Source organism: Acidobacteriota bacterium (genome assembly GCA_020853395.1).
Taxonomy (GTDB): Bacteria; Acidobacteriota; Vicinamibacteria; order Vicinamibacterales; family SCN-69-37; genus JADYYY01.
In genome coordinates this window covers 1-16,359 of sequence record JADYYY010000011.1, presented here as the reverse complement: position 1 = coordinate 16,359, position 16,359 = coordinate 1, and the positions used below count along the sequence as shown (strand labels likewise).

Here is a 16,359-nt window from a genome sequence, read left to right as displayed (position 1 = left end):
GCCCTTCAGAACGCCATGTTCAGCCCGACGTCCACCTTGCGAGGATTCGCGACGCTCGTCGGCTGCATGAAGAACGGCGACGTCATGATGCCGCTGTGCCCGATCAGGTTCGCGTGGTTCGTGAGGTTGTTGACCGCGACGTACACGCTCGTGCGGTATCGCGGCGGCGCGCCGCCCTCGCCCGCGGCGGCGCGCACCGGCAGCGTGTAGGTGAACCGGCCGTTCACCGTCCACTGCTTCGCCGTGCGCAGCGACCAGAGGCCGACGCCGTCCGGCCGATCGTTCAGCAGACCGTCGCCGTTGTCGTCGGATCCCGTCCTCAGCGTGTAGGGGTACCCGTCCACCGCGTTGATCAACAGATTGACGGACAAGTTCTTCACCTGGGTGCTCGTGATGCCGACGCTCACGCGATACGGCGTGTCGCCAGGTCCAGGCCCCCACTCGGTGTCGAGCGTCCCGCTGGCCGGCACGTCGAACGGCCCTATCGCGTTGCGGCGCGCCCGGATGAAGGCGTAGCTGCCGTTCATCGCGACGCGCCGCCAGTTGAAGCCGGCCCGGTTCGTCGCCGGCGACGGCGTGGCCAGGCTGTAGTTGGCGTTCACGTACACCTCGTGACGCCGGAGCTCGGCATCCGTGACCGTCAGGATGATGTTCCCCGCCGAAGGGTCCACGCGCGCGCCGCCGACGACGGGATTGAGATTCAGCCCGCGCGGGAACTGGCCCTGGTTGTAGTAGTTGTAGAGGACGTTGACGCCGAACCTCGGCGAGAACCGCTGATCCACGCCGACGCTGTAGCGATAGTTCCTGTTCAGCTTGTAGTCGCCGAGCCGGTACGTGGTCGAAACGGGCGACGCGTCGGCAGGCCCGGGATCCGGGTAGGCGGGATCGCGGATGATCACGTCGCGCTGGTGCTGAGGATCGGATCGCACGGTCTGCCACCAGATCTCCGGATCGAGCCAGCCGTGGAAGATCCCCGCGCTCGCGCGGATCGTGGTCGCCCCCTTCGCGAACGGCGCCCACGTCACGCCGACGCGCGGCTCGAACGCGGCCCGATCGCCGACGCGCGTCTGGTAGCTGTAGCGGACGCCTGGGCTGAGCGTCAGCCCCTTGCGCACGCGGATGTCGTCCTGCACGTAGACGCCGATCCGCGCGTGGAAGAAGCTGAGCAGCGGGTCGCCGATGCTCCGCGTGTAGAGGAACGGCGTGCCGGCCGCGTACGCCTCCAGGCTGTCGAAGTAGTACGTGCCGAGGTAGTTGTTGTTCAGCGTCGCGCGATACCAGTCGCCGTAGATCTGCACGCCCGTGCGCCACGAGTGGATGCCTCTGACGTAGTCCACGTCGGACGCGACGTTCAGGTTCCTGCCGTCCACGCGGCCCGCGCGCTGTGCGCCGCCGCTCGTGAACGCGTCCTGGACGACGATGGTCGGCGCCTCGAGGCTGGAGTCGATGCCGAAGCTCGGCCACGAGAACGACAGCCGCGAGTTGAGGAACGTCCGGCGGCCGATCGGCCCGGCCTGCAGGGCGCGGAACGTGTAGCTGTGGTTGTACCTGGAGAAGGCCCGCTCCGGCAGGTCGTAGGCGCCGATGCCCTGGTTGCGCTGCTCGTTCTGGTTCTGCGAGTAGGCGAACTTCAGCGTCTGGTCGCGCGTGAGCGCGTAGTCCACCGTCGCGCTGATGGTGAGCGCCTCGAACGGCTGGCGCGTCTTCAGCACGTCGAAGCTCTTGCCCGTCGGCAGGGCGACGTTGAGGTTCGGCGTCGAGTAGTTGCTCTGGCCGCCGATGTTCAGCGAGAAGCCGGCCTTCTGGTCCACGATCGTGCCGGCGAGGTTGATGCCGAAGCCGCGCATCTGCTCCGGCCCCTTGCTCGCCGTGAACGGGCTCTTCGCGCTCATCGAGTCGTCGCGGAACGAGACGTTCACCTGGCCGCGGATCGGGCCGACGCCAGGCTGGGTGATGACGTCCACGAACGTCGAGCCGGGCTGCTCGGTCTCGGCCGCGAACTGATCGCGCGTCACGTGGATCGACTTGATCTGCGCCTTCGGCGGCAACTGCTGCCCCTCGAAGCTGTCCACCCGGATGATCGCGTCCGTTCCGGCGAGCTCGGCGATCTGCCTCGCCATCTCGGCCGGGTCGTCCGACAGCGCCTGGATCTGCTCGTCGGTGACGGTCAGCCCGAACGCCCGCGAGGCACGGTCCGCGCCCTGCGACTGGCCGTCCATGCCGACCGTGACGGACTCCGACATGTTCTTCAGCGCGAGCACGACGACCTGCTTGTTGTCGCCGCGATTGACCTTGAAGTCTCGGAGCAGCCCGATCTCGAAGCCGGGGAACTCGGCACGCGCGGCATAGCGGCCGGGGGCGAGGTTCTCGAAGACGGCCGTGCCGCGGTCGGTCGTGGTCACGGGCGCGATGCGCGCCGCCTTCGTGGCCTCGTCGAGACCGGCGAGCGTGACCGAAGCGCCCGGAATGACGCCGCCGGTGGGATCGGCGACCGTCAGCGTCAGCCGGCCGCGTGGAGCCGGGGCCTGTGCGCCGGCGAACGCCGGCGAGAGACACAGGAGGAGTACGAAGATCCGAACAAGGCTCACGCCGGGAAAATGCACAAATCCTCCGCATCGCAACGCAGGGCGGCCATCGGCTCTCCCGCCCCGCGGGATGCCGATCGACGACGCTCGGTGAGGACGCATGGGCCACGCGCAAGTGAACGCGCGGGCCGCGTCGTCCTGACGAACACCGATTGCGACGAAGAGTTTCAGAAGGGAACCGCCCGCACGCGGGGTCGCGCCGGTTGACGTCGCTCGGGCCGCCACCGAACAATTGGGCGGCTCGACGCGCCGCCGCTGCACGCCGGCGGTGTCCGATGCGACCGGGAACGCTCACATGCCTCGCGCCAGCCGGCTCGTTCCGGCGCTCTACGTTCTTGGCCTCGTCGTGGTCGTCGCCGCGACGCCGCCGCGGCTGGTCGGCGACGGCGGCGAGTATCTGGGCATGGCCGCGGAGCTCGCGGCGGGATCGATGCCGCGGGCCGGCGCGACGTCGCACTTCTGGATGTACTCGGCCCTCGCCGTGCCGGGCCTGTGGATCGCGCAGGCGCTCGGCGTCAACGCGCTCTACGCGTTCGCGTCGCTGAACGTGGCGCTCGTGGGGCTGGCGGCCTGGATCGCCGCGCGCCGGCTGCACTGGGCGAGCGTGCTGCTGCTCTTCGTCAGCCCGATCCTCTGGTGGATCGACAAGGCGCACACCGAGCCGTTCACGTTCGCGCTGCTCGCGATCACCTGTCTCCTGCGGTGGACCGGCCATGGTGGGCGCTCGTGGCCGCGGCGCTCGCCGCCACGCAGAACCCGCCGCTCGCGCTCGTGGTCCCGATCGTGGCCGCGGCGGCGCTCGCATGGCGGCCGTCGTTGTCACGCGACGCGCGTCTCGTCGCCGCCCTGCCCTTCGCGTTCGCGCTGGCCGCGCTCCATCCGGCGTACTACCTGGTTCGCCTCGGGCGGCTGACGAACCTGTCGGGCAACGTCGGGTGGCACTGGCCGATGCCTCGGGAGTTCTCGACCGTCCTCTTCGATCCCAACCTCGGGCTGGCGCCGGCGTTTCCGGCGCTCGCGCTCGTCGCGGCCGCGGCGCTCGTCGTCCTCCTCCTGCGCCATCCCGCCAAGCTGTGGGCACCGGACGTGCTCGTGGCGTGCGGCGCCTTCGTCGTGTTCTCCTGGAGCCTCACGCAGGTCGCCAACGTGAACCACGGCGGGACGCCCGGCATGAGCCGGTACGGGATCTGGTTCGTCCCGCTGGCGATCCCGCTCCTCGCCGCGCTCGAGCGGGCCTCGCCCAGGAGCCCGCGGTGGATCGCGCCGATCGCGATCGCCTCCGCCTGCTGGTGCGCGGTGGTCTATCGGCCCGCCCTTCCGGAAGCCGGCGCCACGCCGACGCGGCTCGCGATGTGGCTGTGGACGCGACATCCCGCGTTGACGACGCCGCTGCCCGAAGTGTTCACCGAGCGGCTGCTCGGCGCGGAGGACGACTGGCTGCCGATTTCGACGCCGGGCTGCGAGAAGATCCTCATCGTCGGCCGCGGCCCCCGTCTCGGTCTCTGGCCCGTGTGGTGCGCGCCGGCCGAGCCGCCGGCTGCGTGCGTCGATGTCGGCCGGCTGTGCTACGCCAATCGGCGCGCGGACGGAGGCTACGACTTCGTCGTGTGGCGAAGCGCCGGAGGCGAGGTCTTCCGCCTGCGCCGCGAGCTCGTCTGGCAGCCGCGCGCGTTGCCGCACGTGCGGTCGCTCGTGGAGCGGCTGGGCGCGACCGGCCTCTCGCCCACGGAGGTCGGCACGCCCGGCGCGGCCGTGGCGGCCGCCGGCGGCATCGCGCGCGCGTTCCTCCTGCAGTCGCGCGGCATCGCGCTGCTGTACGTCGACGGGATCGACGCCTCCTCGCGCGTCACCTTTCCGCCGAACCGCCGCGTGACCGGGTTCGTCGTCGATCCCGAGGACGGACACGCGCTGCAGACGTTCGACGTGGGCGCCGGCGACTCGACGCCGCTGCGGCTGCCCTCGTCTCCGAGCCCCGTGCTCGTCGTGCTCACGGACCGGTGAGCCGCTTCGGACGCGCGGTCGTTCTCAGATCAGCGTGACGGACGTTCGAAGACGCCGCCGGCCGGGGTTCAGCGCACGCCCTGGCTCGCGCGGCGGGCCGCGTCCTGACGATCAGGGCCCGTCACCGCAGGCCGAAGGCGAAGACCGCGTGGTAGGCGGAGATCGCGACGTACTGCTTGCCGTCGACCTCGTAGCTGATCGGGCCGGACGAGATCTGGCCGCTCGTCAGCGCCTTCCAGAGCACGGCGCCGGTGCGCGCGTCGAGCGCCATGAAGTAGCCTTCGCGGCTGCCCGAGAACAGCACGTCGCTCGCCGTCGTCAGGATGCCGGCGTCGGTGACGTCGTGCATCACGAACGCCCACTTCTCTTTCCCGGTGCGAGGATCGAGCGCGAGGATCTCGCCGTGGCCGGCCTGCTCGGTCCAGGTGTTGATCGTCGGCCGCCGGATGTTGGGCATCTTCGTCGACGGCGATCCGCCGGTGTACCCGCGGCCCGGGACGAACTCCACCGGCACCGACGAGGCGAGCGCCGACGCCTCCTTCCACGCGCCGACGTAGAAGAGCCCGGTGCGCGGGCTCCACGACGGCGAGAACCAGTTGGTGCCGCCCTGCGCGTTCGGGTACGTCAGGACGCCTTCGGCCGAGACCCTGGTGTTGATGAGACGGATGGGCCGGCCGTTCTCGTCGAGCCCCGCGGCCCAGTTCTGCCGCACGAACGGCGCCCCGCGCACGAAGCGGCCGGTGACGCGATCGAGCACGTAGAAGAAGCCGTTGCGGTTGGCCCAGAGCATCAGCTTGCGCGGCGCGCCGTCCCACGTCATGTCCACGAGCACGGGCACCTGCGCCGAGTCCCAGTCCATGCCGTCGTTCGGCGTGAACTGGAAATGCCACTTCAGCTCGCCGGTGTCGGGATCGAGCGCGAGCGCCGAGCAGGTGTAGAGGTTGTCGCCTTTGCGGACGTCGGGATTCCAGTCGGGTCCGGGATTGCCCACGCCCCAGTACGTGAGGTTGAGATCGGGATCGTACGTGCCGGTCACCCAGAGCGAGCCCGCGCCGTGCTCCCAGGTGTCGCCCGGCCACGTCTCGTGCCCCGGCTCACCCGGACCCGGGATCGTGTTGAAGCGCCAGGCTTCCTTGCCGGTCTTCGCGTCGAACGCCGCGACGAAGCCGATGATGCCCTGCTCGCCGCCGGCCGTCCCGACGATGACCTTGTCCTTGACGACGAGCGGCGCCATGGCGATGGCGTAGCCGTCCGCGGCGGTCGCGATCTTCGTGTTCCAGAGGAGGCGGCCGTTCTTCGCGTCGACCGCCACGAGATGCGCATCGATCGTGCCCATGAACAGCGTGTTGCCGAGGATCGCCAGGCCGCGGTTGATGCGGCCGCAGCACACGCGCGCGTCGGGCGCGACCTGGTACTGGTAGATCCAGAACACGCGCCCGGTCTTGGCGTCGAGCGCGATGATGTCGTTCGGCGGCTGCGTCACGTACATCACGCCGTCGACGACGAGCGGCGAGGACTCGAGCTTCTCGGTGGAGTCGGCCTGGAAGACCCACTTCATCTCGAGGTCCTTGGCGTTGGCCGGCGTGATCTGCGTGAGCGAGCTGTGCCGCCAGCCGTCGAGGGTGCCCGAGTAGGTCATCCAGTTCTGCGGCTCGCGCCGCGCGTTCCTCAGCCGATCCCAGCCCACTTGCGCGTCGAGGGCCGCGCCGGCCAGGGCCAGCACGCCGAGCAGGATCACCAGTGTCCGTCGCCTCATCGCGCCGCTCCTCGTCCGCGTCCCTGCGCGGCCGGCGGCGGCGTCAGGGTCACCAGATACGCAATCAGATCCGACCGCTCCTCGGCCGACAGCGAGTCCTTGTAGGACGGCATCGGCGAGCCGAGGATCGCGTACTCCTTCAGGTCCGGCTTCCAGAGCGACACGAGCCGTTCGCGGCTGTCCATGATCTGCACGCTCCAGGTGTCCTCGTTCAGCCGGCGGCCGGTGACGACCTCGCCGGTCTTCGTCACCGCGCGGATCGTCCGGTTGCCCGGCTTCGCGGTCGAGCTCGGATCCAGGAGCGTGTCCTGGAACATCGCGGCCGAGAACGAGGCGCCGGCGGTGGTCAGGTCCGGGCCGAGATACGCCCCCTGCTGGTTCACCCGATGGCACGACAGGCACTGGGCCTTGCCCTCGAAGATCGCGCGGCCGCGTCCCGCATCGCCGAGCACGACGCGCCGCGCGCCGTAGTCCTTCATGACGTGCAGGTACGCGATCAGCGCGAAGAGCTCGTTGTTGCTGAGGTTGTTGGCCGGCATCGCCGTGCCGGGCACGCCCTTCGAGATGACGGTCATCAAGTCGAGGTCGGTGAGCTCGCGCTTGTACTGGCCGGTCTTCAGGTTGACGGCAGGGATGGCATCGCCGTCGGGCCCGTGACAGGTGGTACACAACGATCCGTAGATCCGCGCCCCGGTGTCGAGCTTGGCGGGATCCACCGTTTGCGGCGCGGCGCCGGTGCCGCGGCCGGTGACCGCCGCGAGGCCGACCAGCAGGGCCGCGAGGCCCGGCAGCCCATGTCTTGTCATGCCGTCACTTTACATCGTCGTCCGCCGACGGGGCGGGCTCATGCGGGCTTGCGGCTCAGAGCTTACGGGTGCGGCGCGGGTGGCGCCGGACGGGGCCGCCCCTCGTGGCGCGCAGGCGACGCCCGCGATCACGCGCATCGTGCCGAGCACCACGTGGAGCTGTCCGGCGACAGGCCCCGCGCTCGCCGACCGTCAGCGCGCGCGGCGTCGCACGATCGTGACCAGCTCGTTGCCGCTCATGGCGGTCTTGCCGATCGTCATGCCGACGATTTCGAACCCGTCGGCGCCGGCCGCCTGCAGCTCCTTCTGCATGGTCGACGTCTTGGTCGTGGCCAGCAGCTTGTACTGGTACGCGGGCATGCCCCGACGATCGACGTTGCGCTCGAGGATGCACGTGACTTCCTTGCCGCCGAACATCGACTCGAAGACCGTCTGGCCGCGATACTCGAACCCGAGCTCGGCCGCCTGCTGCAGCTCCTTCTGCATCGTGGACGTCTTGTTCGTCGCGAGCAGCCGGTACTCGTAGCGATCGTGCGGCGCGGCGGCGCGGCTCATGATCGCGACGACTTCCTTGCCGCCGATCCCGGTCTCGCCGCCCATCACGGCTTCGAAGCGGAAGCCCGCCTGCGCCGCGTCGTTCATCTCCTTCTCCAGCGTGGACGTCTTCGACGTGGAGAGCACGCGGTAGTCGATCCCTTCCGAACGCTGCGCGGCCAGCGAGCCGACGCTGGCGATCGCGAACAGCCCGGCCAGAACGAGGGCGTGACGATGGGAGCGGCGAGCGAACATGGGAAATGTGGACACGGGTCCTCCGTGTGGCGAACGGTAATGCGAACACCGCGCGCAGCGCAAGAATCCTCGACGACGCCGTACGCCGTGAGCCGTGAGCGCCGTAGCACAATCGTGCTACCGCACGCTCCATGGCCAAGGAAGTCACGCTGCGTCAGGCCGGCGGTTCGGTGAGCGCGACGCTGCCCAAGGACATGGCCGACCGGTTGCGGCTCGAGGCCGGGGACCGGGTGCTGGCCGTCGAGACCAACCGAGGCATTCTGCTCACCCCGTACGACCCGGACGCTGAACGCGCCATGCGCATCGCGGCCAGCGCCGCGAAGACGTAGCGCAACGCGCTGCGCGAGCTGGCCAGATAGCGGATGGCGAAACACGGCCGCGAGCCCGAATGGCTCAAGGTTCGCTGATCGCCCACGCCGCCCCGCATCCTCGATGGCGCCGTATGCGTCAAGCCATAAGCCGCAAGCCGCACGCCCTCCGCGCGCGCCAGTCTCAGGCCGCCGCGCTCATCGTCGTGAGCGAGCAGGGCGCCAGCGCTTCACGAGCCGGGACGCGAGAATGCGCCGATCGTGCGTGAGCACGGGGAGCGCGTGCGCGCGGGCCGTCGCGACGATCAGCCGGTCGGCCGGATCCCGCTGGAACGGGGCGGGCAGCGCCGCGACACCAGCCGCGATGGCGGGCGTGATCGGCATCAGGCGCACCGAGCGCGGATGCGCCGCAGCGGCCAGCCAGTCCGCGAGCGGCACATCGAGGCCGAGGCGCCCGGCGGCGACGAGCATGCCGACTTCCCACAGGCTGATGTCGCACAGGCAGGGGCGCTCGGTTCGCGGGAGCCCGTCCAGCGCGGCGATGGCCGCAGTGCCCAGTCGTCTGTCCTGATCCACCCACCAAATCCACGCGTGCGTGTCGAGCAGCACGCTCATCGGATGGCATCGATCTCATCGTCCGGGACGACCGGCGCGAACGGGTCGCCGTGCCACCGCGCTTTGCCGCGCAGACGCTCCCACGGCCGCTCCTCGACGGCCCCGGCGGGCACGAGGGCGGCGACGACGCGCCCGCGTTTGGTGATGGTGATCGGCTCGCCCCGTTCGTGTACCTGATCGATGAGCGCGAGACAGCGGGCCTTGAACTCGGCGGCAGGGACCGACATGTGACCAGTCTAGGTGACCAGTCATCGGCCGGCAAGCATCTGCCGCCGGGCTGTCCGGCGACAGGGCCCGCGCTCGCCGGCGCTCGAAACGCACCGGGAGGGTCTCGCGACAGCCGCGGTCGCGCCGTCACACCGTCGTGTCGTCGGGCCGAGTGAAGCGATAGACCAGCAGGGCCGATCCGAGCCGGACCTCGTCGCCGCTGACGAGCGGCACGGCGCCCTGCACCCGCGTCACGCCGCGCCAGGTGCCGTGCGTGCTCTCGAGGTCTCGCACCGTGGCGTCGAGCCCCCGCACGTCGATCTGCGCGTGCCGGCGCGACACGGACGGCAACAGCAACTGCACGTCCACGTCGTCTGCCCGACCGACGACCGTCGATCCCTCCGGCAGCAGGAACGCGCGGCCGTCCCACAGGAGCGCGTGCTGGGTGATGCCCGCGTGTCGTGGGCTCTCCGAGCACTCCGTGACCTCGGCCGCGAACCGGTAGCCGTGCTTCGGAACGGTGACGACGCATTCGCCGGCATCGGCGAGGGCGCGTCGCAGCAGATGGATCTGCTGAGCGATGTTGCCCTCCTCGACCTCGCGCCCCGGCCAGACCACGGCGAGCATCTCGTCCTTCGTGATGACGCGTGCGCGATGCCGCACGAGCATCACGAGCAGGTCGAGGGCCCGCGGCGTGAGCGCAATCGGCATCCCGGCACGCTCGAGGAGGCGCTGGTCGGGGACCAGACGAAACTGTCCGAACCGGTAGCTCGTCACCGGTTGTCCGTGTGTTCGCTGGCCGGCCTGTTCGACCAGTGCTGGAACACGCGAAGGTAGTGCGCGTCGGGCCGCCGGCGCCGCTCCACGAGCAGCCGGCCGTCGGGATGGACGTCGTAATCGGCATCCTCGAGGGGGAACAACCGGCGCGGCGCGCCGTCCGGGCCGCCGTCCCGGCCGGTCATCGCGATGACGGACAGCACGCCGCCAGCCTCGAAGAAGAGCTCGCGTCCGTCCTGCGACCACCTCGGGAGGCTGCCCCCACCCGTCGAGATCTGCCACGGCGCGGGGCGCGGGTGAGGAAACGTGTCCACGTAGACCTCGAACGTGCCGGACTCGTTCGAGGTGAAGGCCAGCGCGCTCCCGCCCGGGCGGAGCACGACGCTGCGCACGTCCGCGCCCATGCGAATCAGCCGGTACGGTCTGTCGACGTCGCCCTGGCGCACGAAGATGCCGTTGAGCTTCCCTGTCGGATCGCCGGCCCACCACACGAGCTCGCCGTGCACGCTCCATCCCGCGGGGCGCGCGGAGGCAAGGACCTCGACGAGCGGGACGCGGGTGCGCCCGTCGAGGCTCTGCTCCTGGACGGCGCCGCTGCCGCCGGGCCCGAGGGATGCTCGAAACGCCACGCGGTCCTGCCCGGGATGCCACACCGGCAGCGACGCGCCGACCTCGGTGGCCACGCGGCGCGACGCGCCGCTCTGCAAGTCCAGGAGCCAGATGGCCGCCGTATCGATCCCCGGCGCGGCGCGCTCGACGAGGAGCCGCCGCCCGTCGGGCGACAGCGCCATCGTGCGGTACGGCGCTACCTCACCGACGGTCGCGAGTGCCTGGCCCGATCGGTTCACCCACGTCAGCTCGCGCGCCTCGCGCCGCACGGACTCGGCGCCGGCGACCTCACCGCCGGCCGTGAGAAAGGGCGCACCGAGGTTGCCTCCCAGGCCGGTCTCCACCGGCACGAGCTCCGCGTCCCCGCGCAGGGTCCACGTCTCGGCGTCGATCGGCTGCGCGACGATCCTGTTGTCTTGGACGTAGAAGAGATGTCCGTCGGCGTATGCGCCCGCTTTGGCGGATTGCACGATCGTGACGCTCGCACCCGACAGGCTCGGCGAGGTCACCCGGATCTCGCTCGCCGCCAGCCGCGAGCGCTGGGCCCAGTAGAGGAATCGCCTTCCCTCCAGCGCCATCGGATACTTCACGCCGAGGTCGTCCGGCTGACGCCGGAGCACCACGGACGGTGTGCCGCCCTTCGCCGCGATCTGCCAGATATCGCCTTGGGCCTCGGGCGCGAAGAGGATCGTCTCGTTGTCGAGCCACGTCGTGCCTCGCCCGTCGGGCGCGTCGGCCAGCGTGACGGGCACCGGCGAGGCGAGCGAAGACCGCACGAGCTCGTGATCGCGGAAGTAGGCGAGCGATCGACCGTCAGGCGACCAGGACGGATAGGTGACGAACTCGGGTCCGGCGCCGTCGATCAACTGCCACGGGCGGGCCCCGCCGATCTCGCGGATCCAGATCTTCGTCTCGACCGCGCTGCCCGCGAGCGGCTGCGTCACCACGGCCACCCGGCGGCCGTCCCTGGACCACGAGCTCTGGCCTGGAAGGAATCGCTCGCCGTCCGGCAGCGCCACGTCGTCCATGTAGAACTCCACGCGCGGCGCCGGCCCAGGGGCTCGAACCCACCAGGCTGCCGCCGCGATCGCGAAGGCCGCCATGGCTACGCCAACGGACGCTCGACCGGTGATCCCTTGGCGTCGCTGCGCCTGCGGAAGGGCCGTGAGCATGACCGGATCGCGTGCCCACCGCAGCGCCTCGGCGAGATCGGCCGCGGCCTGCCAGCGTTCGTCGGGATCCTTCCGGAGGCATCGCTCGACGATCCTGATCACCCACGGCGGCAGCGCCGGCCGAATCTCCGCCAGCGGCTGCGGCGAGCATCGAACGACGCCGCCCAGGATCTCGGACGAAGACGCGCCGGGGAAGGCGCGCCGGGCGGTCAGCATTTCGTAGAGCACGGCACCAACGGCGAACAGATCCGAGCGCTGGTCCGCACGCCCGTCGATCTGTTCCGGCGCCATGTACGCAGGCGTGCCCATGAACGCCTGAGGCACGGTCGCGGCCTGCGAATCGGGGACCACGTCGGCCGCGAGGAGTTGGGCGACGCCGAAGTCCAGCAGCTTCACGCCGTCGGGGGTCAGCATCACGTTGGACGGCTTGACGTCCCGGTGGACCACGCCGTGCCGGTGGGCGAAGGCGAGCGCGTCGCAGAGGCCCGCCGCGATCTCGAGCGCTTCGTGGAGCGGAATGCCCTGGCCGGCCGACCGGTCGAGGCGCGTCGCCAGCGTCTGGCCGTGCACCAGCTCCATCACGAAGTAGGGCCGGTCGTCCTCGACCCCCGCGTCGAGGAGCGTGCAGACCCGGGGATGGCTCAGCCGGGCCGCGATCGCCATCTCGCGCTGGAATCTCGACCGCGCGGCCGGATCGGCGAGCCGACCCGGCGCGGCCAGTTTGATCGCGACCTCCCGATCGAGCCGGGTGTCGCGCGCGCGGCAGACCACGCCCATGCCGCCGGCACCGAGCGGTGACAGGATCTCGTACGGGCCCAGGCGAGTCCCGGTCTCGATGTCCATTTCCGAGGCAGCGAGGATACACCCTGAGGCCGGACCAGACGGCCCCGAACATCAACCGTCATTGATAGGTCTTTGACCGCACGCGAAGGACGGGGACGCATGGCGCGAACTACGCTCCGCCGGCCCGCGCCTCCCCGGACGTCGCGTCCGCTACGTGGGAAATCGAGGATGAGCCGTGTCGGGGCCCCTTAGCACGACCTGGTCAGCGATCCGCAACGCGCTCTTGACGCTGGTCGTGTGTGCGGCGCCGGCCTGGGCTCAGAACGGCGCAATCGCCGGCACGGTCACGCGTGCGCTCGATGGCTCGCCGGTCGCGCTCGCGCCGGTCCGGGTGTACAGCTCGTCGGGCGCCCTGGTTCAAAACACACAGGCGGGCGCGGACGGCACCTACAGCGTCTCACTCGGTGCGGGCTCCTACTTCGTTCGGACGGCCGCGTACGGCATAGGGCTGAATCTCGTCGATGAGGTCTACGACAACATCCCCTGCGGGCCCGCCTGCTCGGTGACGGCGGGCACGCCGGTGAGCGTCACGGCAGGGGTCACGCACGGCGGCATCGACTTCGCCCTGGACGCCGGCGCCAGCATCTCGGGCACGGTGGTCGACGCCGCCACCAGCAGCCCTCTCGGTGCCGTCCCCGTCAGAATCGTCACGCCCGCCGGCACGACCGTCACGACCGTCAACACCAACGGCAGCGGGGCATACGCCGCCGTCGGACTCCGCGCCGGCTCGTACTACGCCCGCACCGCCGTGACGTCGTCTCAGAACTACCAGGACGAGCTGTACAACAACGTCGACTGCCCGTTCACCTGCTCGCTGGCGAGCGGCACCGCCATCGCCGTCGGCTCGGCCGCGGCCGTCACGGGGATCGATTTCAGCCTGGCCGGCGGCGGCACGTTGAGCGGAACCGTGCGGGCTGCGGCCACGAGCTCGCCGATCTCGGGGATCAGCGTCCGCATCTACGACGCCACCGGCGCGCAAGTGAAATCCGCGTCGAGCAACGGCGCCGGCGTCTTCACGGTGCTCGGCCTGCCGTCGGGCACCTACTACGCGGCGACCGTCGTCACGGCGGCCCAGCTCTACGTCAACGAGCTGTACAACGAGATCGCCTGCTTTCCGTCCTGCACGGTGACGACGGGGACGCCCATCGCGGTCACGACGGGCGCGATCACCAGCAACGTCGACTTCACGCTCTCGTCCTCCGGCAGCATCACGGGAACCATCACGGACGCGGTGACCGCAACGCCCATCAGCGGCGTGCCCGTTCAGATCTACACCTCCGACAATGCCTTCGTTGCAGCCGTCTCCAGCAATGCGTCCGGCGTGTTCACCGCGTCGGGCTTACCCGAGGGCACCTACTTCGCCCGGGCGCTACCGGGCAGCTCGCTGAACTACCTCAGCGAGCTCTACGACGAGCTGCCCTGCCCGGCCAACTGCTCTTTGCAGGGCGCGACGCCGATCGCGGTCACGGCCGGTGCGGCGACCACCGGGGTCAACTTCACGTTGACGCCCGGCGGGAGCATTACCGGCCAGGTGACGGACGGCGTCACCCACGCGCCGCTGGCCAACGTGTTCGTCGGCGTCTACACGACGGCGGGCCAGTCCGCGGGAAGCGCGACGACGAACAGCGGCGGGGTGTTCACGGTGCTGGGCCTCGCCAGCGGCTCGTACGTGGCGCGCACCAATGTTTCGGCGTCGCTCAACTACATCGACGAGGCTTACGACGGCATCTCGTGCCCGTCACACGAAGTGTGCGACCTGTCGACCTTCACGCCGATTCCGGTGACCGCTGGAGCCGTCACGAGCGGCATCGACTTCGCCTTGTCGGCTGGCGGCACCATCGCGGGGACGGTGACGAGCGCGAACGGCGGCGCGCCGCTCGCCGGCGTGGAGATGTCCGTCATCTCCGCCAGTACACAGGCCACGTACTCCGCCATCACGAACGGTGCCGGCAGTTGGAGCGTCATCCAGCTTCCGGTGGGGACGTACTTCGCGACGGCGTCAGTGCCTCCGGGCATGAACTACATCGGCGAGCTGTACGACGACAAGCCGTGCGTCCCCTGCGACCCGAAGACCGGCACGCCGATCCAGATCGCCGGGCCGGGCGTGACGATGTCGGGCGTCAACTTCGCGCTCGGCACCGGCGGCACGATCACCGGCACCGTGACGGCGACGGGCACCGGCAGCGGCATCAGCGGTGTGACTGTTCAGGCGTACGCCGCCGACGGCACACACGTGCGATGGGCCTCGACCGACGGCACGGGCGCCTACGTGCTGTCCGGTTTGCCGACCGGGTCCTTCTACATCCGGACCGCGGCCTCCTACCAGAACTTCGTGGACGAGGTCTTCGACAACGTCACGTGCGTGCCGTGCTCGGTCACGAGCGGCGCGCCCGTGAGCGTCACGGCCGGGGGCACGACCTCCGGGATCGACTTCTCGCTCGCCCAGGGCGGTCAGATCTCGGGCGTCGTCACGGACGCGGTCAGCCACGCGCCGCTTTCATCCGTTGAAGTGGACGTGTTCAGCGCGGATGGCACGTTTCTCGAGGATCAGTACACCTACACCGGCAGCAACGGGACGTTCACGATCCGCGGCCTGGCGACGGGCGTCTACTTCGTCAGCGCGTTCTGCGACGGCTGCTCGAGCTCCGTCTACTACGTGCCCGAGCTCTACGCTGACAAGAGCTTCCCTGAACCCCTCGAGTTTCCAACGCCGCCGGTTGGCGACGCGGTTCCGCCGCTCCTCAACGTGACCGCGGGCGATCCCGTCAACGTGGTCGCCGGCGCCATCACCTCGGGCGTCGACTTCGCGCTCGGCCGCGGCGGCCGCGTGACCGGCACCGTCACGGATGCGAGCACCGGCTCACCGATCTCGGCCGTGCTGGTCAAGGTGTATCGCACGGACGGCGGGTTCGTGTCGTCGGGCTATACCGACAACTTCGGCAACTACGAAGTCCTCGGCGTGCCGACCGGCTCGTACGTCGTCCGGGCCGGCGCGATCGGATCGCTGAACTACGTGCCCGAGCTGTACGACGGCCTGGCGTGCGCCGCGTGCGACGTCACGACCGGCACGCCCGTGAACGTCACCACCGGCGCCACCACGGCCGGCATCGACTTCAGCCTCGCGCCGAACCTCGTGCAGAACGGCTCGTTCGGCGCCGGCACAACCGGCTGGAAGCTGTACGGCGCGCCGAACGACAGCTACATGACGTGGAACACGACCGGCGGGTCGTTCAACTTGCGCCGCACGCCGCAGCCGGCCGGCACGCCGGTCAGCCAGGCGCTGCTGTTCCAGGACACCGGCATCGCCGTCCCGACCGACACGCCGGTGGTCGCGCAGTTCGATCTGGCCAACACGGCCAGCAAGGTCATGGTCATGCGCGTGCTGCTCGTCGGCAACTCGGCCAACTTCGGCCTCGACTTCGCCGCCTGCACGTTCGCGCTGCCCAACGACGGCGTCTTTCGCACCTATCAGATGAAGGCCCACGCGACGACGGCCTGGCCGAACGCCGCCGTGTACTTCTACGCCGGGCAGATCGATCCGAACGGCGGCGACTACTACTACAAGGTCGACAACGTGTCGCTGGCCCTGGCGCCCGGCCAGTCGATCGAACGCACCGAGTGCGTCGACCCGCTCGCGCCCGCCGCGGCCGGCGGCGCCGACAGCGCGAACCTGCTCGTCAACGGCGACTTCTCGGCCGGGATGGCCAACTGGGGCGAGGACGGCGCGATCGTCCGCCGCGATCCGATGGTGGGCGGCGTCTACGAGGCCTATCGCACGGCCGTGTTCCGTCCGCCCGTCGTGCTGCAGAAGACCAATCCGGCGCTGCAGCCCGGCGGCATGCTGCCGGCCGGGCAGCGGCTGACGTTGACGCTGCGGCTGGGCAACACGCT

At 70.2% G+C, this 16,359-nt stretch carries 11 protein-coding genes; 3 read left to right on the top strand and 8 right to left on the bottom strand.

From position 1 onward, the window contains the following. Positions 1-5 precede the first annotated feature (5 nt). The gene (locus IT184_11325; GenBank protein ID MCC7009401.1) at positions 6-2,588 is read right to left on the bottom strand and encodes a TonB-dependent receptor; all 2,583 of its coding nucleotides are present in this window, start codon (positions 2,586-2,588) and stop codon (positions 6-8) included. A 723-nt stretch (positions 2,589-3,311) separates the two neighbouring features. Between IT184_11325 and IT184_11320 the strand changes: the two genes are divergently transcribed. Further along, positions 3,312-4,586, top strand: coding sequence for a hypothetical protein (locus IT184_11320; protein MCC7009400.1), 1,275 nt, complete (start codon positions 3,312-3,314; stop codon positions 4,584-4,586). Between the two features lie 121 nt (positions 4,587-4,707). Here the strand turns inward: IT184_11320 and IT184_11315 are convergent, their stop codons facing one another. From IT184_11315 to IT184_11305, 3 genes are all read right to left on the bottom strand, one after another. Then, positions 4,708-6,342: a PQQ-dependent dehydrogenase, methanol/ethanol family gene (locus tag IT184_11315; protein MCC7009399.1), complete on the bottom strand. Its 1,635-nt coding sequence runs from the start codon at positions 6,340-6,342 to the stop codon at positions 4,708-4,710. Further along, positions 6,339-7,148 (bottom strand): c-type cytochrome, encoded by an 810-nt coding sequence (locus IT184_11310; protein MCC7009398.1) that lies wholly within the window; start codon positions 7,146-7,148, stop codon positions 6,339-6,341. Before IT184_11310 ends, IT184_11315 begins: the two co-directional genes overlap by 4 nt. Positions 7,149-7,340: 192 nt before the next feature. Further along, the gene (locus IT184_11305) at positions 7,341-7,952 is read right to left on the bottom strand and encodes a hypothetical protein (protein MCC7009397.1); all 612 of its coding nucleotides are present in this window, start codon (positions 7,950-7,952) and stop codon (positions 7,341-7,343) included. A 116-nt stretch (positions 7,953-8,068) separates the two neighbouring features. Here IT184_11305 and IT184_11300 point away from each other — a divergent pair, with 116 nt between their 5' ends. Beyond that, positions 8,069-8,266, top strand: a complete 198-nt coding sequence (locus tag IT184_11300; protein ID MCC7009396.1) for an AbrB/MazE/SpoVT family DNA-binding domain-containing protein — start codon at positions 8,069-8,071, stop codon at positions 8,264-8,266. Positions 8,267-8,443: 177 nt separating this feature from the next. On the opposite strand, the gene IT184_11295 is transcribed toward IT184_11300, so the two are convergent. The 4 genes from IT184_11295 to IT184_11280 all read right to left on the bottom strand — a co-directional run bounded on the left by IT184_11295 (position 8,444) and on the right by IT184_11280 (position 12,468). After that, the gene (locus tag IT184_11295) at positions 8,444-8,860 is read right to left on the bottom strand and encodes a type II toxin-antitoxin system VapC family toxin (GenBank protein MCC7009395.1); all 417 of its coding nucleotides are present in this window, start codon (positions 8,858-8,860) and stop codon (positions 8,444-8,446) included. Beyond that, positions 8,857-9,087 (bottom strand): type II toxin-antitoxin system prevent-host-death family antitoxin, encoded by a 231-nt coding sequence (locus IT184_11290; GenBank protein ID MCC7009394.1) that lies wholly within the window; start codon positions 9,085-9,087, stop codon positions 8,857-8,859. Before IT184_11290 ends, IT184_11295 begins: the two co-directional genes overlap by 4 nt. Positions 9,088-9,214: 127 nt before the next feature. Next, entirely contained in the window at positions 9,215-9,844 is a 630-nt protein-coding gene (locus tag IT184_11285; GenBank protein MCC7009393.1) for a winged helix-turn-helix domain-containing protein, read from the bottom strand. After that, positions 9,841-12,468 carry a serine/threonine-protein kinase gene (locus tag IT184_11280; protein ID MCC7009392.1) on the bottom strand — a complete coding sequence of 876 codons (2,628 nt, stop codon included), beginning with the start codon at positions 12,466-12,468 and terminating at the stop codon, positions 9,841-9,843. The genes IT184_11285 and IT184_11280 overlap by 4 nt, the downstream gene beginning before the upstream one ends. A 175-nt stretch (positions 12,469-12,643) precedes the next feature. Here IT184_11280 and IT184_11275 point away from each other — a divergent pair. After that, a partial coding sequence (locus tag IT184_11275; protein MCC7009391.1) for a carboxypeptidase regulatory-like domain-containing protein occupies positions 12,644-16,359 on the top strand: 3,716 nt, incomplete at its 3' end.

Bases quoted from the DNA above. Each gene is read 5' to 3' on its own strand.
- IT184_11295 (MCC7009395.1), bottom strand. From the start codon at position 8,860: ATGAGCGTGCTGCTCGACACGCACGCGTGGATTTGGTGGGTGGATCAG.
- IT184_11310 (MCC7009398.1), bottom strand. From the start codon at position 7,148: ATGACAAGACATGGGCTGCCGGGCCTCGCGGCCCTGCTGGTCGGCCTC.
- IT184_11315 (MCC7009399.1), bottom strand. From the start codon at position 6,342: ATGAGGCGACGGACACTGGTGATCCTGCTCGGCGTGCTGGCCCTGGCC.
- IT184_11300 (MCC7009396.1), top strand. From the start codon at position 8,069: ATGGCCAAGGAAGTCACGCTGCGTCAGGCCGGCGGTTCGGTGAGCGCG.
- IT184_11280 (MCC7009392.1), bottom strand. From the start codon at position 12,468: ATGGACATCGAGACCGGGACTCGCCTGGGCCCGTACGAGATCCTGTCA.
- IT184_11290 (MCC7009394.1), bottom strand. From the start codon at position 9,087: ATGTCGGTCCCTGCCGCCGAGTTCAAGGCCCGCTGTCTCGCGCTCATC.